At 68.8% G+C, this 21,519-nt stretch carries 23 protein-coding genes (1 of these 23 only partly in view); 11 read left to right on the top strand and 12 right to left on the bottom strand.

Annotated features, from left to right (window positions below; translation table 11 throughout):
- Positions 1-217 carry the 3' end of a lysophospholipid acyltransferase family protein gene (locus GVO57_RS02150; RefSeq protein ID WP_160591455.1) on the top strand. Its footprint begins 395 nt before the window's first position, so the window shows 217 of its 612 coding nt (coding positions 396-612); its start codon lies off the left edge, out of view; it ends in the stop codon at positions 215-217.
- A 199-nt stretch (positions 218-416) separates the two neighbouring features.
- On the opposite strand, the gene GVO57_RS02145 is transcribed toward GVO57_RS02150, so the two are convergent.
- From GVO57_RS02145 to GVO57_RS02135, 3 genes are all read right to left on the bottom strand, one after another.
- Positions 417-1,130: a CPBP family intramembrane glutamic endopeptidase, BDIM_20840 family gene (locus GVO57_RS02145; protein WP_160591453.1), complete on the bottom strand. Its 714-nt coding sequence runs from the start codon at positions 1,128-1,130 to the stop codon at positions 417-419.
- Positions 1,131-1,190: 60 nt separating this feature from the next.
- Positions 1,191-2,309, bottom strand: a complete 1,119-nt coding sequence (locus tag GVO57_RS02140; protein ID WP_160591451.1) for a helix-turn-helix domain-containing protein — start codon at positions 2,307-2,309, stop codon at positions 1,191-1,193.
- Between the two features lie 212 nt (positions 2,310-2,521).
- Positions 2,522-3,187 (bottom strand): nitroreductase, encoded by a 666-nt coding sequence (locus GVO57_RS02135; RefSeq protein WP_160593771.1) that lies wholly within the window; start codon positions 3,185-3,187, stop codon positions 2,522-2,524.
- A 103-nt stretch (positions 3,188-3,290) separates the two neighbouring features.
- Here GVO57_RS02135 and GVO57_RS02130 point away from each other — a divergent pair, with 103 nt between their 5' ends.
- Together GVO57_RS02130 and GVO57_RS02125 are read left to right on the top strand one after the other, a co-directional pair.
- On the top strand, positions 3,291-4,460 hold the full coding sequence (locus tag GVO57_RS02130; RefSeq protein ID WP_160593770.1) for an acetyl-CoA C-acetyltransferase: 1,170 nt from the start codon (positions 3,291-3,293) through the stop codon (positions 4,458-4,460).
- 99 nt (positions 4,461-4,559) lie between these two features.
- Positions 4,560-5,342 carry an SDR family NAD(P)-dependent oxidoreductase gene (locus GVO57_RS02125; RefSeq protein WP_160591449.1) on the top strand — a complete coding sequence of 261 codons (783 nt, stop codon included), beginning with the start codon at positions 4,560-4,562 and terminating at the stop codon, positions 5,340-5,342.
- An 83-nt stretch (positions 5,343-5,425) separates the two neighbouring features.
- Here the strand turns inward: GVO57_RS02125 and ppa are convergent, their stop codons facing one another.
- Together ppa and GVO57_RS02115 are read right to left on the bottom strand one after the other, a co-directional pair.
- A complete protein-coding gene (gene ppa, locus GVO57_RS02120; RefSeq protein ID WP_160591447.1) occupies positions 5,426-5,971 on the bottom strand; it encodes an inorganic diphosphatase in 546 nt (181 codons plus the stop codon).
- Positions 5,972-6,042: 71 nt separating this feature from the next.
- Positions 6,043-8,001, bottom strand: a complete 1,959-nt coding sequence (locus GVO57_RS02115; RefSeq protein ID WP_201752673.1) for a M61 family metallopeptidase — start codon at positions 7,999-8,001, stop codon at positions 6,043-6,045.
- A 146-nt stretch (positions 8,002-8,147) separates the two neighbouring features.
- Here GVO57_RS02115 and hisS point away from each other — a divergent pair, with 146 nt between their 5' ends.
- The 5 genes from hisS to GVO57_RS02095 all read left to right on the top strand — a co-directional run bounded on the left by hisS (position 8,148) and on the right by GVO57_RS02095 (position 12,369).
- A complete protein-coding gene (gene hisS / locus GVO57_RS02110) occupies positions 8,148-9,449 on the top strand; it encodes a histidine--tRNA ligase (RefSeq protein ID WP_160591445.1) in 1,302 nt (433 codons plus the stop codon).
- Positions 9,446-10,261 carry a PCRF domain-containing protein gene (locus GVO57_RS02105; RefSeq protein ID WP_407695700.1) on the top strand — a complete coding sequence of 272 codons (816 nt, stop codon included), beginning with the start codon at positions 9,446-9,448 and terminating at the stop codon, positions 10,259-10,261. The genes hisS and GVO57_RS02105 overlap by 4 nt, the downstream gene beginning before the upstream one ends.
- Positions 10,177-10,524, top strand: coding sequence for a peptide chain release factor-like protein (locus GVO57_RS15550; protein ID WP_407695699.1), 348 nt, complete (start codon positions 10,177-10,179; stop codon positions 10,522-10,524). The genes GVO57_RS02105 and GVO57_RS15550 overlap by 85 nt, the downstream gene beginning before the upstream one ends.
- Before the next feature lie 13 nt (positions 10,525-10,537).
- Positions 10,538-11,392, top strand: coding sequence for a peptide chain release factor N(5)-glutamine methyltransferase (gene prmC / locus GVO57_RS02100; RefSeq protein WP_160591443.1), 855 nt, complete (start codon positions 10,538-10,540; stop codon positions 11,390-11,392).
- 302 nt (positions 11,393-11,694) lie between these two features.
- The gene (locus GVO57_RS02095; protein ID WP_160591441.1) at positions 11,695-12,369 is read left to right on the top strand and encodes a DUF4167 domain-containing protein; all 675 of its coding nucleotides are present in this window, start codon (positions 11,695-11,697) and stop codon (positions 12,367-12,369) included.
- Positions 12,370-12,465: 96 nt separating this feature from the next.
- Here the strand turns inward: GVO57_RS02095 and GVO57_RS02090 are convergent, their stop codons facing one another.
- From GVO57_RS02090 to GVO57_RS02070, 5 genes are all read right to left on the bottom strand, one after another.
- Entirely contained in the window at positions 12,466-13,503 is a 1,038-nt protein-coding gene (locus GVO57_RS02090) for a sensor histidine kinase (RefSeq protein ID WP_160591439.1), read from the bottom strand.
- Complete coding sequence (locus tag GVO57_RS02085) at positions 13,496-14,236, bottom strand: Crp/Fnr family transcriptional regulator (protein ID WP_160591437.1); 741 nt, start codon at positions 14,234-14,236, stop codon at positions 13,496-13,498. Before GVO57_RS02085 ends, GVO57_RS02090 begins: the two co-directional genes overlap by 8 nt.
- Before the next feature lie 81 nt (positions 14,237-14,317).
- Positions 14,318-14,530, bottom strand: a complete 213-nt coding sequence (locus GVO57_RS02080; RefSeq protein WP_233281436.1) for a hypothetical protein — start codon at positions 14,528-14,530, stop codon at positions 14,318-14,320.
- Between the two features lie 163 nt (positions 14,531-14,693).
- Positions 14,694-15,353, bottom strand: a complete 660-nt coding sequence (locus GVO57_RS02075; RefSeq protein ID WP_160591433.1) for a response regulator transcription factor — start codon at positions 15,351-15,353, stop codon at positions 14,694-14,696.
- A 21-nt stretch (positions 15,354-15,374) separates the two neighbouring features.
- Complete coding sequence (locus tag GVO57_RS02070; RefSeq protein WP_233281435.1) at positions 15,375-16,484, bottom strand: sensor histidine kinase; 1,110 nt, start codon at positions 16,482-16,484, stop codon at positions 15,375-15,377.
- 17 nt (positions 16,485-16,501) lie between these two features.
- On the opposite strand from GVO57_RS02070, the gene GVO57_RS02065 reads away from it, so the two are divergent.
- Positions 16,502-16,933, top strand: coding sequence for a hypothetical protein (locus GVO57_RS02065; protein ID WP_233281434.1), 432 nt, complete (start codon positions 16,502-16,504; stop codon positions 16,931-16,933).
- Positions 16,930-18,231: an acetyl-CoA hydrolase/transferase family protein gene (locus tag GVO57_RS02060; protein ID WP_160591429.1), complete on the top strand. Its 1,302-nt coding sequence runs from the start codon at positions 16,930-16,932 to the stop codon at positions 18,229-18,231. Before GVO57_RS02065 ends, GVO57_RS02060 begins: the two co-directional genes overlap by 4 nt.
- Before the next feature lie 239 nt (positions 18,232-18,470).
- Here the strand turns inward: GVO57_RS02060 and adhP are convergent, their stop codons facing one another.
- Positions 18,471-19,496 carry an alcohol dehydrogenase AdhP gene (gene adhP / locus GVO57_RS02055; protein WP_160591427.1) on the bottom strand — a complete coding sequence of 342 codons (1,026 nt, stop codon included), beginning with the start codon at positions 19,494-19,496 and terminating at the stop codon, positions 18,471-18,473.
- A 235-nt stretch (positions 19,497-19,731) separates the two neighbouring features.
- Here adhP and GVO57_RS02050 point away from each other — a divergent pair, with 235 nt between their 5' ends.
- Positions 19,732-20,532, top strand: coding sequence for a universal stress protein (locus GVO57_RS02050; protein ID WP_160591425.1), 801 nt, complete (start codon positions 19,732-19,734; stop codon positions 20,530-20,532).
- Positions 20,533-20,552: 20 nt separating this feature from the next.
- Here the strand turns inward: GVO57_RS02050 and GVO57_RS02045 are convergent, their stop codons facing one another.
- A complete protein-coding gene (locus tag GVO57_RS02045; protein ID WP_160591423.1) occupies positions 20,553-21,515 on the bottom strand; it encodes an alpha/beta fold hydrolase in 963 nt (320 codons plus the stop codon).
- Positions 21,516-21,519 lie beyond the last annotated feature (4 nt).

The following is a 21,519-nucleotide window of genomic DNA, read 5'->3' as shown; positions in this document are numbered from 1 at the left end:
CCGCGCGACGCGCTGGCGCACCGGCTTCTACCAGATCGCGCTGGGCGCGGGCGTGCCGATCGTGTGCGGCTATATGGACTATGCGACGCGTCGCTCGGGGATCGGTCCGGTCATCATCCCCACGGGCGATTATGAGGCCGACATGGCCCCGGCCTTCGCCTTCTATCGCGGCATCACGGGCAAAAACGCGGGGCAGACGACGCTGGACGAACGCTGAGGGTCAGCAAAGGCCCATCGCAAGCGCACGCCAAGGCCCACGCCAACGACCGTGCGGGCTCACCGGATGGATCGGCAAAATCGACGAGGCCCGAGGCAATACCTGACCCGGCGGTCGGCACTGGCGCTTCACATCGCCCCGTCTTCGCCCCATGCTCACGATCGACTCTCGACCATGACCGCCAACCCGGCCTTCGTTGCTAGACAAGCAACGAAAACGCGTTGCCGAAGTTGTGCAGCGCAATCGGGAGGAGCAGGCTTCCCGTCCGCAGGCGCAGCCAGATCGCGATCAGCGACGGAATGCCGGTCAGCGCCATGGTGACGGGATCGAGGGAAAAGCCGCCGCTCGAATAGCCGAAGGCATGCGCCATGCCGAACAGCACGCATGACAGCACCGCGCCCCAGCCCCAGTCGACGCCGAACACCCGCTTCCGGCCCCTGAACGCCTGATCGAGGGCGAGAAGCAGGATGCCGCGGTAGAACGGCTCCTCTTCCAACCCGGGCATGGTCAGCTGGAACGCGATATGCTCCGCATTGGGCCGGTCTGCCGGGAACGCCATGGCGATCACCATGAAGAACGCGCAGTAGATGGCGGCGACCGGCAGCGCGGCGGTCATGCTGCCCGGTTCGTGGGACAAGGTGAAACCGGCCCGGCGAAAGCCCAGCGCCGGCAGGCCCGCAATCGCGATGGTCGCCAGCAGCGCGGCAAGCTTGCCCTGCCAGTTCCATTCGCCACCGATCAGGTCGGGCACCAGGCCGTAGCACCGGGTCAGAAGCGCGTCATTGAACGCCACCATCAGCGCAGCGATGATCAGCCACCGTGGCGCGAAATTGCGGCGATCCGCACAACCCAGCATTGTTCCCAGCAGCAGCAGAACCGCCAGGGTTCCCGCCAGTCCGATCAATCCGTTCACACGCCTGCCTTTCCCGCCTTGTGTGCGCCCGAACTAAACGGTGCGGGCCGATCCGGCTCCTCAGAAGGCGGGTTTTCGTTCCTCAGAACCCGGCTGTTCCCGATAGTGGGCGGTCGGGCCATGTTGGCGAACAGCGGTCCGGTATGCGCTTGGCGTGCATCCCTGGATTGCCCGGAAGGCGCGGTTGAAACTGGCGAGCGAGGCAAAGCCGCTGTCCAGCGCAATGGCGATGAGCTTCTCTTCGCCATCCCGCTCCTCAAGCAGGCGACGCGCCTCCCTGACCCTGTGGGTGTTCAGGAAGGTGCGGAAATGATCATATCCCAGCTGCTGATTGACCAGCATCCTGACGGACCGTTCCGGCGCGCCCATCAGGTCGACGAAGCGGGCGAAGGTCAGTTCGGGGTCGCGATAGACATGGTCGGTGTCGATCAGGACCGACAATCGGCGGCGCAGTTCCTGATCAGCGCCCTGCGCGTCATGCGGCGGCGACATGCCGGGCACCGCCGCCGGTTCGGCCACGCCGAAGCTCAGCACCCCGGCCCGCACGGTGAGCAGGCGCACTGACAGCCACAGGCCGAACATCAGGATCATGACATTCTGGGCCAGCGAGAAAGCGAGCGGCCGCCAGGCGGTGCCGAACAGCGCGTCTGCCGCGAGATCGATGAAGAGCATCCCGCCCAGCACGATGGCGACCAGGATCCGCGCGTCATGGCGCTGCTGGATCAGATCGCCCTGGCGCTCGCCAAGAAGTCGCCAGACGAGATGGCCGACAATGGCAAAGCCGAGCGGCACCAGCCACCGCGACAGCTCCACATCCGCGATCGCCTTGCCAAACAGGCCGCGATCGCAAATGGCAAGGGCCGCCCAGATCAATCCCATGATCAGGACGCCGCCCTTCAGCCTGAAGCGGCTGTCGAAGCAGGACAACGAAAACCACCACAGAAAAATGACCGTGAAGCCGCTTGCGGCATGGGCCAGGTCCTTTGCCAGCCCGACCGGCTGGAGCGCCGAAATCGGCGTGTTGCCGAGGACGAAGCCGGTGACGCACACCGCCAGCGGCGCAAACAAAAGCGGTGGCAGCCCCAGCTGCCGCCGATGGCCCAGCAGCAGCAATGCGAGCAGGAGAAAGATGCTCGCGGCGCCGAGGCGGACTGCGAGGTCGAGCTGGCCGATGATCATCCTGTCGGGATAGCGGCCAATCCGTTGCCGCACATTCTCAAAACCGGGCTGGCCCCAAGCCGTGCTGGCCCAGAAACACGCTGGCGGATCCGCGCCGGAAACGCGTGGCCACGATGCGGGGGCGCCAGCCCCGGCCTCACCGCGTCAGGCGACGACGGCGCCGTGGGCACAGGCCGGGACGGCGCGTGCCGCCCCCGACATGATCCACCCGGTCAGAAACGAAAATGCGCCCATTCGTCCAGCGGTGCACGGTCGGCGCGCAGCGCATTGGCCGGCTCGTCCGCGGCCTCATAGCCGATCGCCATCCCGCAAAACAGCATCCGCTCGGGCGGCGTGCCCAGGAACCGCGTCACGCTGTCGGGATAAACCGCCCAGCATTCCTGCGGGCAGCTTGCCAGGCCGGCTTCGACCAGCAGCAGCATCAGGCTTTGCAGATACATGCCCAGGTCGCTCCACTGCGGCGGGCCCATCTGCCGGTCGACCGTGCAGAACAGCGCCACCGGCGCGCCGAAAAAGGCGAAATTGCGCGCAAACCACATGCGCCGCGCCGCCTTGTCCTCGCGCGGGATGCCGAGGCGCTGGTAAAGCGCCTCGCCGACCGCGAAGCGCCGCGACCGGTAAGGCTCCTTCAGCTCGGGGGGATAGATGTCATAGGCCGGGGTCTCGCTGTGCCCGGCCATGATCTGCGCGGCCATTTCGCGCTTGAACCCTTCCAGCGCCGCGCCGCCGACCACGTCGATATGCCAGGGCTGCAGGTTGCCGCCCGAGGGCGCCCGCGCCGCGCGCCCGACCAGATCGCGGATCAGCTCCGGATCGACCGGCCGGTCGAGAAATCCCCGCACCGAGCGGCGCGCGGCAAGTGCCGCGCTGACTGTCATGGTCATGTCACCTTTTCCCCTCACGTAAACGTCACTTTATTCTTGCCGGGCGCGAGCGGATCGGCAAGAGTTGATGACGAAACCGAAAACGGGAGAGGAAGCGATGGCAGAAGCCTATATCGTTCAGGCGGTCCGCACCGCCGGCGGCAAACGTGGTGGCAAGCTTGCGGGCTGGCATCCGGCCGACATGGCGGGTGAAGTGCTCAACAGCCTGGTCGACCGCACGGGGATCGACCCCAGGGCGATCGACGATGTGATCATGGGCTGTGTCAGTCAGGGGGGCGAGCAGAGCTTCCAGGTCGGGCGCGGCGCGGTGCTGGCGTCGAAGCTGCCCGAAAGCATCCCGGCCGTCACCATCGACCGCCAGTGCGGTTCGTCGCAGCAGTCGATCCAGTTCGCCGCCCAGGCCGTGCTGTCGGGCACCCAGGATGTGGTGATCGCGGCCGGCGTCGAATCGATGACCCGCGTGCCGATGGGCTCGACGGGCGCGCTGTTCGCGCAGGCGGGCCTTGGCAAGGCGAAGAGCCCGCGCCAGGAGGCCCGTTATCCGGGCATCCAGTTCAGCCAGTTCATGGGCGCCGAGATGCTTGCCCGCAAGCATGGCTTCACCCGCGACCAGCTCGACCAGTTCGCGCTCGAAAGCCATCGCCGGGCAGCGGCGGCGACCGCGGCCGGCGCCTTTGCCGACGAGATCGTGGCACTCGAAATCGAAACGCCCGAGGGCACCGAGCTGCACCGCACCGATGAAGGCATCCGCCATGACGCCACGTTCGAGGGCATCCAGTCGGTCAAGCTGCTGGCCGAAGGCGGCATGATTTCCGCCGCCAACGCGTCGCAGATCTGCGACGGCGCGTCGGGGGTGATGATCGTGTCGGAACAGGCGCTCAAGGACCATGGCCTGACGCCGCTCGCGCGCATCCACAATGTCACCGTCACCGGCGGCGATCCGGTCATCATGCTCGAAGAGCCGCTGTTTGCGACCGACAGGGCGCTGAAGCGCGCGGGGCTGAAGATCGACGACATCGATCTTTACGAGGTGAACGAGGCGTTCGCGCCGGTGCCGCTCGCCTGGCTCAAGCATGTCGGCGGCGATCCGGCCAAGCTCAACGTCCATGGCGGCGCGATCTCGCTCGGTCATCCGCTCGGCGCGTCGGGGGCGAAGCTGATGGCGACGCTCGTGCATGCGCTGCGCCGCCACAAGGGCCGCTACGGCCTGCAGACGATGTGCGAAGGCGGCGGCCTCGCCAACGTCACCATCATCGAGCGGCTCTGACCGCATCCGGCCCCGGCGCGGCATGACGCAGCCGGGGCCGCTTTCCATCCCCGAACCCCGGAGTGGCTCCGGGCGCTGAACAAAAGAGAGAGGAGCAGCATGAAACTCGGTTCCGATATCGCCGCGGTGATCACCGGCGGTGCGTCCGGCCTTGGCGCCGCGACGGCGCGCGCGCTGGCGGCCAAGGGCGTCAAGGTCGCGATCTTCGACCTGCAGGCCGAAAAGGGCGAAGCGGTCGCGCGCGAGATTGGCGGCGTGTTCTGCGAAGTGAATGTGACGTCGGACGAATCGGTCGATGCCGGCTTTGCCAAGGCGCGCGCCGCCCATGGCCAGGAGCGGATCCTGGTCAACTGCGCCGGCACCGGCAATGCGATCAAGACCGCCAGCCGCTCCAAGGAAGACGGCTCGATCAAGCATTTCCCGCTCGATGCGTTCAACTGGATCGTCCAGATCAACCTGGTCGGCACCTTCCGCTGCATCGCCAAGTCGGCGGCGGGCATGCTGACGCTCGATCCGATGGAAGACGGCGAACGCGGCGCGATCGTCAACACCGCCTCGGTCGCGGCCGAGGATGGCCAGATCGGCCAGGCCGCCTATTCGGCGTCGAAGGGCGGCGTTGTCGGCATGACGCTGCCGATCGCCCGCGACCTGATGGGCGAGGGCATCCGGATCAACACCATCCTGCCCGGCATCTTCGACACGCCGCTGCTTCAGGCCGCGCCGCAGAACGTCAAGGATGCGCTGGCGGCTTCGGTGCCCTTCCCCAAGCGGCTGGGCAAGCCCGATGAATATGCCCAGCTCGCGCTGACGATGATCGAATGCGGCTATTTCAACGGCGAGGATGTGCGCCTCGACGGCGCGATCCGCATGTCGCCGCGCTGACCGGCACGATCCGGCACAGGAAAAGGGCCTCTCCCGCCGGGGAGAGGCCCTTTTTTCGTGTCAGCGGGCGGAGGCCCGGCCGGTCAGGCCGCGCCGGCCTTGGCCGCCTGTGCGCGTTCGATCGCCTCGACCACGATCTTGCGCGCATATTCGGCATTTTCCCAATGGCCGACGCGCACCCATTTCTCGGACTCCAAGTCCTTGTAATGGGTGAAGAAATGCTCGATCTGCTTCATCACGATCTCGGGCAGGTCGTGATGTTCCTCGACGTTTGAATAATAAGGGAAGGTCTGGTCGACCGGCACGGTCAGCAGCTTTTCATCGCCGCCGGCTTCGTCTTCCAGCATCAGCACCGCGATCGGCCGCACCCGCACCACGCAGCCCGGAATGAAGGGCGAGCGCGCGACGACCAGCGCGTCGAGCGGGTCGCCATCGGGCGACAGCGTGCCGGGCACAAAGCCGTAATTGGCCGGATAGCGCATCGGCGTGTGCAGGATGCGGTCGACGAACAATGCGCCCGACTTCTTGTCGAACTCATATTTCACCGGCTCGCCGCCCACCGGCACTTCGATCACGACGTTGAGGTTGTGGGGCGGATCCTTGCCCACCGGAATCAGTTCGATGTTCATCCCAGTCTCCATGGCCGCCGCCCGCCGCGCGGGTCGGCGCGGCGGGCGGCGAAGCTATGCTGTCAATCGGCTCACCTGGGGGCGAGCAGCCTGTCGAGCGGCCCCTCTGCGGGGCCAGTCTTCGCGAGGCGCGGGTAGCGCAGCCCGCCCGTCCAGTCGAGGCTTAGCTGTTCGAACCGGCCGAAGCGGCGGATGGTGAGCGGAATGGGCAGCTTCGCGCGCGCCGCGGCGGCGATGGCGTCCTTGAGCAGTTCGGGCGCATAGGGCCGGTCGCCCACCGCGACGATCTCGGTGCCGACGGTCAGCCCGGCCTTGAAGGCGGGGCTGTCCCAGACGATTCCGGCGATCTTCTTGTCCTTGTCGACGCTCAGCCCGCCGGAAAAGCTCAGATCGATGGTGCCGCTGCGCTTTTCAACGTCGCGCCAATAGGCGGTCGGCTCGTCGGTATAGACCAGCTGATAGCCGCTCTCGGTCAGCCCGGCGAGCGGCGCGCCCTTGGCATGTTCGAACTGGCGCGCTTTCAGGAAGCCCGCCCAGTCATAGGGGGCGAGCTGGCCAAGCGTCTGGACGATGTCGTCCAGATCATAGGTGACGACGCCCCAGTCGCGGTCGCGGCCGCCAAAGAACGCCCGGGCGAAATCGTCCATCCCGCGCGCGTCGCCGGTCAGCCGGCGCAGCAGCGCATCGGCCTCCAGCCAGATCAGCATCCCCTCGCTGTAATAATCCTCGGACCGCTGCCAGCTGGTCCAGCCCTTGGGCCGCCGCGCGGAGATCACCGGATCATAGGTGGTGTCTTCCAGATGCCGCCAGCTGCGCGCCGGGCGCTGGTCCAGCCCGGCGGCGATGGCGGCGAAGGCATCGAGCGTCTCCTGCTTCGTGAACAGCCCCGACCGCGCACCCAGCACATAGCCCCAGAACTGGGTCTGGCCTTCATAGACCCAGAGCAGGCTGTTGCGGGTCGGGGTGTTGTGATCGGGCACCCACAGCCCCTTGGGGCGGCGATATTTGCCGTTCCAGCTGTGCGCGAACTCGTGCGGCAGCAGGTTGCGCCGGCCCGGCCCGTCATTCCATTTGCGGAAATAATCGGGATCGACGCCATTTTCCGAGCTGCGATGATGTTCAAGGCCGATCCCGCCCATCTGGTCGGTCAGCGCGAGCAGAAACTCGTACCGGTCGTAATGGCGCGCGCCGAACAGCTTGATCGCCTGATCGACCAGCCGGCGATGCGCGTCGATCTGTTCGGGCGTCGCGGCGGCCAGGTCGCTGGCGGAATCGGCGACCATGTTCAGCCGCACGTCCGGGGCCAGCTGTTCGGCGCGGAAATGCCGCCCGGCAAACACCGGCGAATCGAGCAGCGTCTCGTAATCGGTGCGCTGATAGCGATAGACCTGCCCGTCGACCGTCGCCGGCAGGCCCGATGCCGCCGTCCACCCGGCCGGATAGGTCACCCGCGCCTCCACGGGGATGCGGCGCGCATAATAGCCCGCCGGATAGAGCGAGACGGAGTTGAACTGCAGGTTCAGCATGTCGGGCGTGACGACGATCCGCCCCTGGCCCGGCGCGGTTGCGGACAGGAACTCAAAGCTCAGCTCCAGCGCCTCGACCCCCGTTGGCACATCGACATGAAAGGCATAGGCGTCGAACGGATCGCGCCGCCATGCGAGCTCGCGGCCGCGCGCCCGGATGGTCAGGCCGGCCAGCTTTTCGATCTCGCCGCGCGGGGCGTGATTGCCCTGCAGCCATTTGGGGAACAGCAGCGTCATCGGGCCGGGGGCGGCGACCGGAATCCGCTCGCGCACGCGGAAGATGCCGCGCGCCGTGTCGGTCGCGTCCACGTCCAGCCGGATCGTGCCCGGATAGGCGATGTCGCGCGGCTGGGGCAGGCGCTGGTCCATGGCAAAGGCCGCAGGCTGGCTGTTGCCCGGCGCGCCCGCGCCGTCGGCGTGAGGGGCGGCCAGCGGGGTGTGGAGCGCTGTGGCGGCGGAAAGCGGCGCGGTGCCGAGGAGGAGGGCAGTCAGCATCTTGGTCATGCGCCATCGCTAACCCCTTCGTCCCACGCCGCAAAGCCCCGATCCGCATGGGCCGCCCCGAGCGCAGCGGAGCGAGGCTGATCGACGCGCCCCGCGACCGCGCATAGCGCTTCCACCTCAACCGATCAGGCTCTAGAGAGCGGGCCATGGCGAAAATCGAAACGCCCCGGCCGATCCGGGGCACGCAGGACATGCTGGGCGAAACCCAGGCCCGGTTCCAGAAAGTGGTCGACACGTTCGAGGCGGTGCGCCGGCTGTTCGCGTTCCAGCGCGTCGAGGTGCCGGTGTTCGAGGCGACCGCCGTGTTCGCCCGCTCGCTGGGCGAGACCACCGATGTCGTGTCCAAGGAAATGTACAGCTTTCTCGACCGGGGCGGCGATTCGCTGACGCTCCGGCCCGAGTTCACCGCGGGCATCGCGCGCGCCTATCTGACCGAGGGGTGGCAGCAATATGCGCCGCTCAAGCTCGTCACCCATGGCCCGCTGTTCCGCTATGAACGCCCGCAAAAGGGCCGGTTCCGCCAGTTTCACCAGATCGACGCCGAGGTGATCGGCGCCGCTGAGCCGGCCGCCGATGTCGAGATCCTGACGATGGCCGACCAGCTGCTCCATGCGCTGGGCGTGGCCGAAGGGGTGACGCTGCAGCTCAACACGCTGGGCGATGCCGCCAGCCGCGATGCGTGGCGTGCGGCGCTGATCGCCCATTTCGATGCCCACCGCGATGCGCTGTCGGAGGACAGCCGCGACCGGCTCGACCGCAATCCGCTGCGCATCCTTGATTCCAAGGACCCGCGCGACCGCGCGCTCGCCGATGCCGCGCCGGTGATCGACGATTATCTGTCGGTCGAGGCCGGGCAGTTTTTCGAGGCGGTGACGCGTGGGCTGGACGCCGCCGGCGTCGCCTGGACGCGCAATGCCAGGCTGGTGCGCGGGCTCGATTATTACCGCCACACGGCGTTCGAGTTCGTGACCGACCGGCTGGGCGCGCAGGGCACGGTGCTGGGCGGCGGCCGTTATGACGGGCTGATCGAGGCGCTGGGCGGTCCCGCGACCCCGGCTGTCGGCTGGGCGGCGGGGATCGAACGGCTGGCGATGCTGATCGACGCGCCGGTGGTCGATCGATCCCGTTTTCTTGCGGTGATTCCAGACGATCCGAACGTCGAGGGCGAAGCGATCTCCATTGCCGCCCATCTGCGGCGCGCAGGATGGGAGATCGAAATGGCGTATCGCGGGAATGCCAAGAAGCGGCTGGAAGCTGCCAAGAAAAAGGGTGTGCAAGCGGTCCTGTACGTTCGCCCGACGACGGCATCTGACCGGCTGCACCTCACCGCCGTCCATGGCGACCGAACCGACGGCAGCATCCTCTATAAGAACGTTCTAGCAGATCTGCCTGCGCCATATAACGCCTTGACCACTGGGCCTGCTGCCGAGGCTCCGAAGGCCGAATGACCCGCATTTCCGCCGAGCGGATCGCTGCGATCGAGGCGCGGCGGGATGAGTTGCAGGCGCTGATGGCGACCGGCGACCTGCCGCCCGAGCGGTTCGTCCAGACGTCCAAGGAATATGCCGAGCTGGAGCCGGTTGCTGAGGCGGCGGGCATGGTGCGCCAGCTGCGTGACGAGCTGGCGACGCTTGCCGCGCTGATCGACGATCCGGCGGCCGAGGTCGAGATGCGCGAACTGGCCGGTGACGAGCTGGCGCTGCTGCGCGCGCGCCTGCCCGATGCCGAGCGCGAGCTGGCGATCCGGCTGCTGCCGCGCGACGCCGCCGACGAGCGCGCGGCGATGCTCGAAATCCGCGCCGGCACCGGCGGCGACGAGGCGGCGCTGTTCGCCGGCGATCTGCTGCGCATGTATCAGCGCTATGCCGACCAGCGCGGCTGGCGGGTCGAGATCATCTCCGCCAGCGCGTCCGATATCGGCGGCTACAAGGAAGTGATCGCCAGCGTGGCGGGGCAGGGCGTGTTCGCGCGGCTGAAATATGAAAGCGGCGTCCACCGCGTGCAGCGCGTGCCCGCGACCGAGAGCGGCGGGCGCATCCACACCTCTGCCGCGACGGTCGCCGTGCTGCCCGAGGCCGAGGATGTCGATGTGCAGATCGACGACAAGGATCTGCGGATCGACATCTATCGCTCGTCAGGCGCGGGGGACAGCACGTCAACACCACCGATTCGGCGGTGCGCATCACCCATTTGCCGACCGGGCTGGTCGTCATCCAGCAGGACGAACGCTCGCAGCACAAGAACCGCGCCAAGGCGATGAAGGTGCTGCGCACCCGGCTCTATGAGCTGGAGCGCGAGCGGCTGGCCAATGAACGCGCCGGCGCGCGCCGGTCGATGGTCGGCTCGGGCGACCGGTCGGAGCGGATCCGCACCTACAACTTCCCGCAGGGCCGGGTGACCGACCATCGGATCAACCTGACGCTGCACCGGCTCCCCGAGATTCTGGAGGGGCAGCTTGACGAGCTGGTCGACGCGCTGATCGCCGAGGATCAGGCGGCGCGGCTCGCCAATCTCGACGGCTGAGCCGGTGGCGGCCATGCCCCCTGACTCCGCGTCTGCCCCCGATGCTGCCGGCGCGCTGCGTGAGGCGGCCGGCCGGCTGGCGGCGGTGTCGCCGACCCCCCGGCTCGATGCCGAGCTGCTGCTTGCCCATGCGCTTGGGATCACGCGCGAGGCGCTGCTGCTGGGCGGCGCGGCGGCGGTGCCGCCCGCGTTCGACCGGCTGGTCGCGCAGCGGCTGGCGCACACGCCCGTCGCCTATCTGACCGGTACGCGCGCCTTCTGGACGCTCGATCTGGCGGTCGGCCCCGGCGTGCTCATTCCCCGGCCCGACAGCGAGACGCTGATCGAGGCGGCGATCGACCATTTCGGTGCGCGCGCGCCCGAGCGGATCCTCGATCTCGGCACCGGATCGGGGGCGCTGCTGCTCGCCGCGCTCGATCACTGGCCCGGCGCATGGGGGGTGGGGGTGGACCGGTCGGACGCCGCGCTTGGCTATGCGCGCGCCAATGCGCGGGGCTTTGGCGGCCGCGCCGCGCTGGTGCAGGGCGACTGGGCATCGGCGCTCACCGGCCGGTTCGATCTCATCCTGTGCAACCCGCCCTATGTCGAGGCGGATGCCGACCTGCCGGACGAGGTGGCGCGGCACGAACCCGCCTCGGCGCTGTTCGCGGGCGCCGACGGGCTGGACGATTATCGCCGGCTCGCCCCCATCATTGCCGCGCTGCTTGCGCCCGCAGGGGTGGCGGCGGTCGAGATCGGGGCGGACCAGCGCGCCGGGGCGGGGGCGCTGTTCGCCGGGGCCGGGCTGGCGGTTGCCTGCCGCCGCGATCTTGGCGGGCGTGACCGGTGCCTGATTCTCACCCGTCCGCCCGCCCCGGATGCGGTGTGATTTGGCTGTCCGCGGCGATCTTTGCGCTTGGTTTTTAACCCTTGAGCCTCTACATGCGGAGCCAGAACAGGGCCCCCTTCGTTCGAACCAGCGCTCCATCAGGCATCGGTTCCAGAGCAGTGGGCGTCCCGTTCATCCCCAAAGCTGTGACGCGGTATCACCCGGCCGCGCTGGCAGATGGCGGACGCGCACGACGCCCGGTGCCATGACGCCCGGTCCGTCGCCGGGCGTGCCGCATGGGGCCGCAAGGCGAACAGGCGGAGCCGAACGTAACGTAACTGGGCTTAAGACGAGGAAATCCGTTGATCAACAATCGTCAGGGCGGCCGCCGTCGCGGTCGTGGCGGCCAGCGGCCGCAGGGCAATCCGGGGCGTCCCGAGCAGGGCAACCGGATCGACAATCGCGCCCGCGGCAATGCACAGCAGCTGCACGAGAAATATAAAAATCTCGCGCGCGACGCCCAGATGGCGGGGGATCGGGTCACCACCGAATATTATCTCCAGTTCGCCGATCATTATTTCCGCGTGCTGAGCGAATCCCGCGCCCGTTTCGAGGATCAGCGCCGCCCGCGCGACGAAGCCGCCGAGGATGATTTCGACGAGGGCGAAGAGTTTGACGCCGCGCCCGAGGCCCGGCCCCAGCGTCGCCCCGAACAGCGCGAACGCGCCCCCCGGCGCAGCGCCGATGACGGGCAGGGCAGCGCGCCCGCCGCGCCGTCGCCGGCCGAGGCCGATGCCGATGGGGATGGCGAAACGCGCCGCACCCGCCGCCCGCGCCGCCGCCGCGAGGAAGACGAGAATGGCGACGCGCCCGCGATCGAGGCCGATCGCCTGCCGCCCGCCATCGCCATCGAACCTGCCGCTGGCGGGGGCGATGCCGGGAATGACGATGGTGGCGCCGAGGCCCCGCGCCGTCGCACCCGTCGTCCGCGCGCCGCTGCTGCTGATCCGGCACCGGAAGCAAGTCCGGGCAACTGATCCCGGCCGGGGGCGGCCCCCCCAGGGCCGTCCCTGCCGAACCCCGGCCGAACCCCTGTCGTCATCCGCGACTGGGGATCGTGTCGGTGGAGACGCTCAGCCGCGTGCGGTTGCGGCCTGGGTGTCCGTGGGCATGGTCAGCCTGGCCGCCGGTCCCTCCAGGTCGAAGCTGATGCCATGCGGCTCGAACGCCAGCCTGGTGGTCATGCCCAGATCGCGCGGCAAGGTGCGCAGCAGCAGATCGAGCCCGAACCCTTCGCTGGGGGCAGGCGGGGCGACGCTGCCATATTCGCGCCAGCGCAGGTGGAAATGGCCATCGCCGTCGATATCCCAGCCCAGATCAAGCCGGCCATCATCCTTGCCCAGCGCGCCATGGGCGACGGCATTGGCCGTCAGTTCATGGACCGCGAGGCTCATCATCTCGGCAACCGGGACGGCCAGCAGCAGATCCGGCCCGCGCACCGTCATCACCGGGCCGTCGCGCAGCGCATGGGCAAGCAGCTCGTCACGGATCAGGCCGGCCAGATCGACCCCGGCTGACGGGTCGCGCGTCACCGCGCTCTGGATGCGCGACACCGCCTCGACCCGGCCGATCAGCCGCGCGGTCAGATCCTCGACCGATCCCGCTGCGCCTGCGGTGCTGCGCACGATCGCACGGATGCGGGCCAGCGTGTTGCGCACCCGGTCGCGCAGCTCGGCCACCAGCGCGCGCAGCCGGCGTTCGCGGTCGGCCAGCGCTTCCTGCGCCAGCCGCGCCTCGGTCACGTCCTCCATCACCCCGATCATGCGCAGCGGCTTGCCGTCGGCGGCGTAGAAGAACCGCCCGCGCGCCGAGGCCCAGCGCACCACATCGCCGGGCAGCAGGTTGCGGAAGGTGCGCCGATAGTCGGTGCGGCTGTCGCGCGCCGCCTCGATCGCCGCCACCACCGCGTCCAGATCATCGGGATGCACGCGCGCCGCCCAGGCGGCGAAGCTGGGCGCGACTTCACCCACCGCATAGCCCTGCATCCGGTAATGCTCGTCGTTCCAGACGACATGGCCGCTGTCGAGTTCCCAGTCCCATGTCGCCAGCCGCCCGACCTCGAGCGCCAGCCTCAGCCGCTCGCGCTCGGGGTCTTCGGCGGCCTCAGTCATTGGCGTCGAGATGGCGGCCGTCCCGCCCCAGATGCAGGTAATTGGCGCTGAACAGCGCGGCTGCCTGCAGCGCCTTCAGATCGGGGATGGTGAGGGTGCGGCCCTGCAGCACGATCAGCCCCGCCCGGCGCAGCTCCTGCAGCGTGCGGTTGACATGCACCGGGGTCAGGCCGGTGGCGTCCGCAATGTCGTTCTGCGTCATCGGGAAATCGCAGGAATCGGCGCGCACCAGATCGACCAGCTGCAGCCGCATGAACAGCTCGCACAGCAGATGGGCGATCCGCTCATAGGCCGAACGCTGGCCCAGATTGAGCGTCCATTCGCGCTGGATCGCGGCGGTCACCAGCTCATGCCACCACAGCGCCTGGGTGATGCGCGGATGCGCCTCGGTCAGCCCGGCCATGTCCTCGCGGCAGATATCGGCGACGCGCAGCCGCGTGATCGCACCGACGCTGTGATCCATTTCGCGCAGCACATAGACATTGAGGTCGCACAGATCGCCGGGCAGGAAGATCGCGACGATCTGTCGCCGCCCATCGGGCAGCGTCTTGTAGCGGCAGGCCCAGCCATCGACGATCAGATGGACGAAGCGCGGCTGATCGCCCTCGCGGATCAGGTCGCGGCGCGGCGCGATGTCGCGCTGGTTGCGGGCCAGCCTGTCAAGCGCCGCCCGATCGTCTTGCGACAGCCGGGCAAAGGCCGCGAGTTTCAGGACAAGGGGGCCAAATGTCATCCATGCTCCGTTAACGACCGAATGACCCGACAACCCTCATCTATGTTATGCGGGTCAGGCGGCCGCGCACGCGGCCCGCGCTCAGGCGAACAGGCCATGATCGTCATGCGCGGCAATGGTGTCGGGCATCGGCAGCTGGGCATGATGGGCCGGATGGGACGCCAGACCGAACAGCGCCTGCGCGGCCCCCGCGATCGCCGGTGCGAGCAGCCAGGGCCAGAACCAGATCGCGATTGCGACGTCCGCGAACCCAGCCGCCCGGGGCGACCCGTCCGAACCGGGGGCGTGCGACATTCTGTCCGCGCCCGACCGCCCGGCCGCATTTGCCGCATCTTCGCGCATCACCCCGCCCTCCCGTCCGGTTGCCGGTGGCCGGATGATGGGCCTGCACGCGGGGCGATGCGACCCGGAAAGCTACCTAGAGCGTTTTCAAGCCGGGTGGGATCGCCCGGCGGCTCTAGAACGCGGTGTCGCCGCCGGGTTCGGTGTCCCCGCCGCCTTCGCGTTCCTCGCCCAGTTCGGCGGCAAAGGCGATGCGCAGCGCCTCCGACAGGCTTTTGACGGCAAGCTTCTGCATCACATTGGCGCGGTGGATTTCCACGGTGCGCGGGCTGATGCCCAGATCATAGGCGATCGACTTGTTGGGCAGCCCCTCGACCAGCCCGCGCAGCACGTCGCGCTCGCGCGGGGTCAGCGCCTCGATCCGGGTGCGGGCCTCGTCGGCGCGCAGCCGCCTCAGGTCCGACCGGTCGATGCGGGCAAAGCCCTGGTCGAGCGCGGCCAGCACCACCGCCTTTTCAAACGGCTTTTCAAGGAAATCGACCGCGCCCGCCTTCATCGCCCGGACGGCAAGGGCAATGTCGCCATGCCCGGTCATCACGATCACCGGCAGGCCGATGCCGCGTTCGGCCATCGCCGCCTGCACCTGCAGCCCGTCCATCCCGTCCATGCGGATGTCGAGCAGCACGCAGCCGGGCGCGAGCTTCGGCCCCGCCTTCAGGAAATCCTCGCCACAGGTGAACAGGTCCGCCTTGTGGCCCGAGGTGCGCAGCATGAAGCTCAGCGACCGGCGGATCGCCTCGTCATCGTCGACCACATAGACTTGCCGTTCAGCCATGCGCCTCTCCATTGGCCGCGATCAGGGTGAAATGAAACGCCGTCCCGCCCAGCGCCGACGGCTCGGCCCAGATCCGTCCCCCTGGGCCTCGATCAGCGTGCGGCAGATCGACAGCCCCAGCCCCATGCCGCTTTCCTTCGTGCTTTGAAAGGGTTCGAACAGATTGGCGGCAATGGCGGGGGCGAGGCCGGGGCCGCTGTCGGCAATGCTGATATGGACCATGCCGTCCGGCGCGGGCTCGGCGCGAATCTCGAGCTTGCGGACCTCGGCCCCCTCCATCGCCTCGATGGCGTTGCGCACCAGATTGAGGAACACCTGCTGCACCTGGATGCGGTCGACCAGCACCAGATCGGCCGCCGGGGCCAGATCCACCAGCACGTCGACGCCGTGATCGCCGCCGCCGGCAAGCGCCAGCGCATTGGCTTCGTTGAGCAGCACCCTCAGGCTTTCGATCCGCCGTTCGGCCTCGCCGCGGGCGATGAAGTCGCGCAGGCGGCGGACGATCTGCCCGGCGCGGATCGCCTGCGCCGCGCTTTCGGTGAATGCCTCGCGGATCATCGCCAGCGTCTCGGGCGTCGGATCGTCGAGCAGGTCGCGCGCCGCCTCCATATAGGTGGAGATCGCCGACAGCGGCTGGTTCAGTTCGTGCGCCAGCGCCGCGGCCAGCGTGCCGATCGCGCTCACCCGGCCGACATGGCCCAGTTCGGCCTGCAGGTCCTGCAACCGGCGCTGCGTCTGCTGGCGTTCGGTCAGGTCGCGGATGAAGCCGGTGAACAGCCGTTCCGCGCCGGCGCGCGCCTCGCCGATCGCCAGTTCGATCGGAAAGGTCGTGCCGTCGCGCCGCCGCGCGGTCGTCAGCCGGCCGATGCCGATGATCCGGCGTTCGCCGGTCGTCATGTAATGGTGCATGTAGCTGTCGTGCCGCTCGCGGTCGGGCGAGGGCATCAGCATGCTGACATTCTCGCCCAGCACCTCGGCCTCGCCATAGCCGAACATGCGCTCGGCGGCGGTGCTGAACGACTGGATGGTCCCGCTCGAGTCGATCACCACCATCGCATCGGGCACGGTCGACAGGATCGAGCGCAGATGCGCGTCCGACAGCCGGGCCATTGACGACTTGGAAAAGGCCATGGGCATTCCTTGCCAGATTGGCGCTCCGTATCAATGCGTATATCGGCCCGGCGGCCCGCTCGGGCAGCTTTCGTGCCATGAGCTGGAAAACCGTCCGCCTCGAACTTGCCCGCGCCCCCGGTTTTCCCAACGGGTCGGCGAGCCGGGCCTATCTGCTGCATCTGCCGCTCGACGGTGAGGGGCTGCTGGACGAGGCGGCGCTCAGCCGCCAGCCGGCGCTGGCGACCGTGCGCCGCCACTGGCCGAACGAGCGCGACCGGTCCGGCTATCTGGTCCGCAAGGGGCGGGGCTGGGCGTTCAGCTATGCGCTGGGCGATGCCGATGACGAGGATCTGTTCCACCTCGAAACCCACCGGCTGAAGCCCGGCGAATATGTGACGATCACCGAGCCGGACGGAGAGAGGCTGCCCTACCGGGTCGTGGTGTGCGAGGGCCAGATGGCGCAATGAGCGCCGCCGAGGATTACCGGTCGCGGCTGGTCAGCGCGGAGGCGGCGGTCGCCGGCATCGCCGCCGGCGCCAATGTGGTGATGGGCATGGCGATTGCCGAGCCGCCGGCGCTGCTCGCGGCGCTGGCCGCGCGGGTGGAAGGCGGCGGGCTCGCCGGGTTCAACCTCTGGTATTTCCATTCGCTGGTTCATGCCGCGCAGACCGTGCTGCGTTACGAGCTGCTCGACCGCATCCGCCCCCACTGCATGTTCCTGACCGCAATCGAGCGCGCGCTGATCCGCAAGGGCGATGCCGAGGGCCGCCGCCCGGTCGAGTTCGTGCCGACCGCGTTCAGCGCCGCGCCCCGGCTGCTTGCCGCGTGCGTGCAGCCCGATGCGTTCATCGTCACCGTGTCGCCGATGGACCGGCATGGCTGGTTCACCTTCGGCACGTCCAACGACTATGCGACCCGTGTCGCCCGCGCCGCCCGCCGGCTGATCGTCGAGGTCAATCCCAACATGCCGCGCGTGCTGGGCGATTCGCTGCTGCATGTGTCCGAAGTCGATGCGATCGTCGAAAGCGCAACACCGCTGCCCGATCTCGCTTTCCCGCCGCCTTCGGCTGAGGAACAGGCCATCGCCCATATCGTCGCCGGCATGATCGGCGACGGGGCGTGCCTGCAGATGGGCATTGGCGGCCTGCCCAATGCGGTGTGCGCGCTGCTCGGCGACCGGCGCGATCTGGGCATCCATACCGAGCTAATGACCCCGGCGATGGCGGCGCTGATCGCCTCGGGCGCGGTCAGCAACCGGCGCAAGACGACCTTTCAGGGGCGCAGCGTGTTCACCTTCGCGATGGGGGATCGCGCCTTTTATGATTTCCTCGACGACAATCCGTCGATCCATTCGGCACCCGTCGATATCGTCAACGATCCCCGCCACATCGCCAAGAATGACGGCGTCGTGTCGGTCAATGCGACGCTGGAGGTCGATCTGTCGGGGGCGTGCAACTCCGAACATCTGCTCGGCCGCCAGTATAGCGGCGCGGGCGGACAGCTTGATTTCGTGCGCGGCGCGCGCGCCTCGCGCGGAGGACGGTCGATCATCGCCTGTCCGTCGACCGCGCGCGACGGCACTGTGTCGCGCATCGTGCCCGCGCTCGCCGGACCGGTGACGACGCCGCGCAACGACGCGCAGACCATCGTCACCGAATATGGCGCGGTCGATCTCGATGGCAAAAGCCTGCGCCAGCGCGCCGAGGCGCTGGCCGCGATCGCCCATCCCCGGTTCCGCGACGAACTGGCCCGCGCAATCCCCTGACGGGAGAGTGCGGGTGTGTGTCGCGGCACCGGGTGTGTTCGTTTAGGAAGAACGGCACCGGCCCGCTCCCCCACCCGGCCACCCAACGGCAGTATCATGTGGGAGGCCGGGTGGGGGAGCGGGCCGGTGCCGCCGTGCGGCGCAAGCCGCACCACAAAAAACCCGGTGCCGCCCCTGCGCCGGAAGGCGCACCACAAACACGCCGCACCCCACACCTGCGGGCGCGCAATACCCTCGGCTCAGGGGATCAGCGCGATCCGCCCGTCGATGGTACCGGCGCGCATGCGGTCGAACACCATGTTCACCTGATCGAGCGGCGCGGTCTCGACCTGCGGCACCACCTTGCCGGCGGCGGCAAAGGCGATCGCTTCTTCCAGATCCTTGCGCGTGCCGACGATCGAGCCGCGGATCGTCAGCCGTTTCAGCACCACGTCGAAGATCGGCGTCGGAAAATCGCCCGGCGGCAGGCCGACCAGCGCCACCGTCCCGCGCGGCCGCGTGAGGGCAATCGCCTGGCCGAATGCGGCGTTGGACACCGCCGTGACCAGCACGCCGTGCGCGCCGCCGCCGGTGATGCGCCGGGCCGTCGCCACCGCGTCGGGCGTGCTGCCGTCCACCACCGCATCCGCACCCAGCCGGGTCGCGAGCGCCAGCTTGGCCGGGGAAATGTCGATGGCGAGCACCAGCAAGCCCATCGCCTTGGCATATTGGACGGCGACATGGCCCAGCCCGCCAATCCCCGAAATCGCCACCCACTGGCCGGGCCGGGCCTCAGTTTCCTTCAGCCCCTTATAGGTCGTCACCCCGGCGCACAGGATCGGGGCCATCAGCGCCATGTCCGCCCCGTCGGGCAGGCGGCCGAGAAACGCCGCCGGCGCGGTCACATATTCGGCAAAGCCGCCATCGACGCCATAGCCGGTGTTGCGCTGCTGCGCGCACAGCGTCTCCCACCCGGTCAGGCAATATTCGCAGCGTCCGCACGCATCGTGCAGCCAGGGCGCGCCAACGGCGTCGCCCTCTTTCAGATCGGCAACGCCGGGGCCGAGCGCGACCACCCGGCCGACGCCTTCATGTCCCGGGATCAGCGGCAGACGCGGCTTGACCGGCCAGTCGCCGCTGACCGCGTGCAGATCGGTGTGGCAGACGCCCGACGCGAGGACGCGGATCAGCGCCTCGCCGGGGCCGGGCGCGCGCACCGGCACCTCCTCGATCGTGAGCGGCGCACCAAAGGCGCGGGCCACCGCCGCGCGCATCGTCCGGGGCATGTCGGTCCTCTCCAATCGGTCCCTTGCGGGCGGTTCTGCCCGCGCGGGCCGGCGGGCAGACAATCGCGGCGCCCGGCGTCTGGAAATACGCAATGTCCGCGCCGGGCGGGGACGCGCGCGCCGATCCGTAGCTTTGCGGATAGGACGCGCCGGGGACCCTCCTTAGCCTTGCCCCGTTCCCGGCCGTCTGGCGTGACATCAGTTGGACAGGGGCCGGCGCAAAGGAGGATGGGCGATGAAGAACATTCTGCTGCTGGTGCATGACGATGCCGGCCAGGAGGCGCGGCTGCAGGCGGCGCTTGATCTGGCGCGCGCGGTGGGCGGCCATCTGACCTGTCTGGGCGTCGTCGAGATGCCCGCGATGGTCGACGGCGTTTATGGCGGCTTTGGCGAGGTGTCGCTGCTCCACGAAGCCCGCGCCCGTGAGGGGGAGAATCGCGCGCGGCTGGAGGTCCGGCTGGCGCAGGAGGATGTCAGCTGGTCATGGCGCGAATCGATCGGTGACCTTGGCGCATCGCTGGTCGATGCCGCCGGCACGGCGGACGTGATTGTGCTCAACCGGCGGATGGAGGCGTTTCCGGCCCCCGACATGCGCGCCGTCGCCACCCAGGTGCTGACCGATTGCGACGCGCTCGTGCTGGCGGTGCCCGATGACCTGCGCGGCTTCCGCCCGCTCGGGCGCGCGCTGATCGGCTGGGACGGCTCCAATCAGGCGATGAACGCCGTGCAGCGCGCGCTGCCGCTGCTGCTCGCCGCCGCCGAAGTCCGCATCGTCCAGATCGGCGAGCGCGACGCGGGCATCCCGATCGAGGACGGGGCCGCCTATCTGTCCCGCCATGGCCGCGCGGTCGAGGCGGCGATCCTGGCCGCGCCCGGCACCATCGCCGCCGCGCTGGCGGCGGAGGCCGAACGCTGGGGTGCCGATTATCTGGTCATGGGGGCCTATAAGCACCGCCCGATTGCCGAGGCGCTGTTCGGCGGCGTCACCCGCACGATGCTCGGCGCAAGCCGCCTGCCGCTGCTGCTGGCGCATTAAGCCAGTTTGCGCCGGCCGGTTCAGCCCAGCCCGGCGACGAACGCCTCCAGCGCGGCGTTGGTCGCCGCCGGTGCCTCCTGCTGCACCCAGTGGCCGGCACCGTCGATGATCGTCGTGCCGCGATAATCGGCGCAGTGCGCGCCGGCGAGCGCGTAAAGGTCGAGGCCGGGCACGAACAGCCGCACCGGATCGAGCGCGCCGCCGATGAAGCAGGCCGGCTGGGGGATCGACCGGCCCCGGACCGGCGCGCGCTCGTCGAAATCGAGATCCTGGGCGCGGTAGCGGTTGAGCGGCCCGCGCCAGCCGCCGGCAGCAAAGGCGGCCTTGGCGGCTTCCAGCTCGTCGCGCCCCAGCCAGTCGGGAAGGCGTTCGGGCAGCGGCATGCCTTCGAGGAAGGTCGCGCCCTCGGGCTTGGGCTTCATCGCCCCGGCCGACATGCCTGGGCCCGAAATGCCGTAATAGATTTTGAGGAGCGCGTCGGGATCGCCGCCAAGCTCGGCCTCGGCCACGCCCTCGTCCTGGAAATAGAGCTGGTAGAAAAACCGCCCGGCATGCAGCGCGCGCATCTGCGCCAGATAGGGGGTGTCGCCCATCGGCGCATAAGGCACGCTCAGCCCCGCAACCGCGATCACCCGTTCGGGGTGGCGCAGCGCCGTGTGCCAGACGATCGGTGCCCCCCAGTCATGGCCGAACAGGATCGCCCGCCCGCCCAGCCGGTCGATCGCCGCCGCGACGTCGCCGGCGATGACGCTCAGCCGATAGGCGGCGATGTCATGCGGTTTGTCGCTCTCGCCATAGCCGCGCACGTCGATGGCGGCGATCCGGTGGCCGCGCGCCGCGAAATGGGCGATCTGATGGTGCCAGCTCTGCGCCAGTTCGGGCCAGCCATGGACGCACAGGATCGGCGGCCGCGCGCCGCCTTCCGGGCCCGCCGCGATCATGTGCAGGCGCACACCGTGATTGTCGATTGTCAGCCTGTCCATCACC

The sequence above is a fragment of the Sphingomonas changnyeongensis genome, from assembly GCF_009913435.1.
Lineage (GTDB): Bacteria > Pseudomonadota > Alphaproteobacteria > Sphingomonadales > Sphingomonadaceae > Sphingomonas_B > Sphingomonas_B changnyeongensis.
This window is presented reverse-complemented; position numbering and strand designations above follow the sequence as displayed.

Coding starts and splice junctions, on each gene's coding strand:
- GVO57_RS02140 (WP_160591451.1), bottom strand. CDS start 2,309: ATGATCATCGGCCAGCTCGACCTCGCAGTCCGCCTCGGCGCCGCGAGC.
- GVO57_RS02135 (WP_160593771.1), bottom strand. CDS start 3,187: ATGACAGTCAGCGCGGCACTTGCCGCGCGCCGCTCGGTGCGGGGATTT.
- GVO57_RS02130 (WP_160593770.1), top strand. CDS start 3,291: ATGGCAGAAGCCTATATCGTTCAGGCGGTCCGCACCGCCGGCGGCAAA.
- GVO57_RS02125 (WP_160591449.1), top strand. CDS start 4,560: ATGAAACTCGGTTCCGATATCGCCGCGGTGATCACCGGCGGTGCGTCC.
- ppa (WP_160591447.1), bottom strand. CDS start 5,971: ATGAACATCGAACTGATTCCGGTGGGCAAGGATCCGCCCCACAACCTC.
- GVO57_RS02115 (WP_201752673.1), bottom strand. CDS start 8,001: ATGACCAAGATGCTGACTGCCCTCCTCCTCGGCACCGCGCCGCTTTCC.
- hisS (WP_160591445.1), top strand. CDS start 8,148: ATGGCGAAAATCGAAACGCCCCGGCCGATCCGGGGCACGCAGGACATG.
- GVO57_RS02105 (WP_407695700.1), top strand. CDS start 9,446: ATGACCCGCATTTCCGCCGAGCGGATCGCTGCGATCGAGGCGCGGCGG.
- prmC (WP_160591443.1), top strand. CDS start 10,538: ATGCCCCCTGACTCCGCGTCTGCCCCCGATGCTGCCGGCGCGCTGCGT.
- GVO57_RS02090 (WP_160591439.1), bottom strand. CDS start 13,503: ATGACTGAGGCCGCCGAAGACCCCGAGCGCGAGCGGCTGAGGCTGGCG.
- GVO57_RS02085 (WP_160591437.1), bottom strand. CDS start 14,236: ATGACATTTGGCCCCCTTGTCCTGAAACTCGCGGCCTTTGCCCGGCTG.
- GVO57_RS02080 (WP_233281436.1), bottom strand. CDS start 14,530: ATGTCGCACGCCCCCGGTTCGGACGGGTCGCCCCGGGCGGCTGGGTTC.
- GVO57_RS02075 (WP_160591433.1), bottom strand. CDS start 15,353: ATGGCTGAACGGCAAGTCTATGTGGTCGACGATGACGAGGCGATCCGC.
- GVO57_RS02070 (WP_233281435.1), bottom strand. CDS start 16,484: ATGGCCTTTTCCAAGTCGTCAATGGCCCGGCTGTCGGACGCGCATCTG.
- GVO57_RS02060 (WP_160591429.1), top strand. CDS start 16,930: ATGAGCGCCGCCGAGGATTACCGGTCGCGGCTGGTCAGCGCGGAGGCG.
- adhP (WP_160591427.1), bottom strand. CDS start 19,496: ATGCCCCGGACGATGCGCGCGGCGGTGGCCCGCGCCTTTGGTGCGCCG.
- GVO57_RS02050 (WP_160591425.1), top strand. CDS start 19,732: ATGAAGAACATTCTGCTGCTGGTGCATGACGATGCCGGCCAGGAGGCG.
- GVO57_RS02045 (WP_160591423.1), bottom strand. CDS start 21,515: ATGGACAGGCTGACAATCGACAATCACGGTGTGCGCCTGCACATGATC.